The sequence below is a fragment of the Saccharopolyspora sp. NPDC050389 genome (genome assembly GCF_040655595.1).
GTDB lineage: Bacteria > Actinomycetota > Actinomycetes > Mycobacteriales > Pseudonocardiaceae > Saccharopolyspora.
The window spans coordinates 1-1710 of sequence record NZ_JBFAKG010000219.1 but is presented as its reverse complement, the minus strand read 5'-3'; the positions used below and the strand labels follow the sequence as shown (position 1 = coordinate 1710).

The following is a 1710-nucleotide window of genomic DNA, read 5'->3' as shown; positions in this document are numbered from 1 at the left end:
GGCTCTGGCACGGTTTCCGTGATGGACCCGGGCGTTGCCCGCTGGCCACATAGTTGATCATGTACTCGGTGTGCTGATCTTGGAGTGCTCGGGGTTCTGTTCCCGCATCTTGCCCATTTACGGATAGACGATGTGCACGCTGCCGGACCGGTGGTGCGGATCGAGGCGAGCACCCTCAGCGGAGATGTGGCGTGTCCTGGCTGTGGAACGCTGTCCGATCGGGTGCACAGCCGCTACGAACGGCGGTTGTCCGACACCGCGACCTCCAGTCGAGAGGTGCTGATTCGGCTGCGAGTCCGCCGATTGTTCTGCGATAACACCGAGTGCGCCAAGAAGACCTTCGCCGAAGGAGTGCAGGAGTTGGCGGCTCGCTATGGCCGACGCACCACGGCGCTGGAGCGAGTGTTGTGCGCGGTCGCGCTGGCGCTGGGTGGTCGCGCCGGGGCGCGGTTGACCCAGCGCCTGGCCGCCGCGGTCAGCCGGATGACGTTGCTGCGCATGGTTCGCGCCCTGCCCGACTCCGAACGATCGACTCCCCGGGTGCTTGGCGTGGACGACTTCGCCCTGTGCCGGGGACATCACTACGGCACGATCCTGATCGACGTCGAGTCCCGCCGCCCGGTCGACGTGTTGACCGACCGCACCGCCGAGACACTGACCGCGTGGCTACAAGCTCATCCTGGTGTGGAGATCGTCTGCCGGGACCGGGCCGGCGCCTACGCCGAGGGCGTCCGCGAAGGCGCACCAGACGCGCTGCAGGTAGCCGATCGATGGCACGTGTGGAACAACCTCGCCGGTGCGGTGGAGCGCACGGTCGCCCGACACCAGGAAAGCCTGCGTGCAGCGGTGGACACTGACGCCGACCCTGGCCTTGATGCCGATGCCGATCACCAGCACGACCAAGACGATCACGTTCCGGCGCCGGTACTTCCTCTCCAGCCACAAGACAGAACGGATCGGATCGCGACCCGAACGCGGGAGCGCTACGCCGCAATCCATGCCCTGCTCGCCGAAGGCGTGGGCATCAGGACAATCTCCGCCCGGCTCGGGCTTGCACGTGGGACCGTACGTCGCTTCGCCCGCGCCGATGCGGTTGAGGAATTGTTGACCCGCAACGGCACCGGACGACGACCGAGCCTGTTGGAGGAGTTCAAGCCCTACCTGCACCAACGCTTCAACGACGGGGCCACCAATGCCGCTGCTCTGTTCGCGGAGATCAAGGCACGCGGCTACCGCGGTGGCCAGAAGATCCTGCGCGAGTACCTGCGTCCCTTCCGCACAGCCGGTCGTGTTCCCGAGCCGCCCCCTAAGCCGCCCTCGGTTCGGCGGGTCGTGGGCTGGATCATGAGCGATCCGTCCAACATGGAATCTCAGAATCAACGCCGGCTCGACGTCATTCTCGCCGCCAGCCCACAACTGGCCGCGCTGGCTGGTCATGTCCGGGCCTTCGCCACCATGATGTGCGGCCTCCGCGGCCACGAGCTGGAGAAGTGGATGGCCGCCGTCGACGCCGACGATCAACCGGCATTGCACTCCTTCGTCGTCGGCATCCGACGCGACCAGGACGCCGTCACCGCCGGACTGACCCTGCCCTACAACAGCGGCCCAGTGGAAGGACACGTCAACCGCATAAAAATGATCAAACGACAGATGTTCGGCCGCGCCAAGCCCGACCTGCTCCGCAAACGCATCCTGCTCAGCGACTGAGCC

General features: G+C 66.1%; 1 protein-coding gene. It reads left to right on the top strand.

Going from position 1 to position 1710, the window contains the following annotated elements; genetic code table 11:
- Window positions 1–84: 84 nt before the first annotated feature.
- Entirely contained in the window at window positions 85–1707 is a 1623-nt protein-coding gene (locus AB0I53_RS49530) for an ISL3 family transposase (RefSeq protein ID WP_358618191.1), read from the top strand.
- Window positions 1708–1710: the final 3 nt, after the last annotated feature.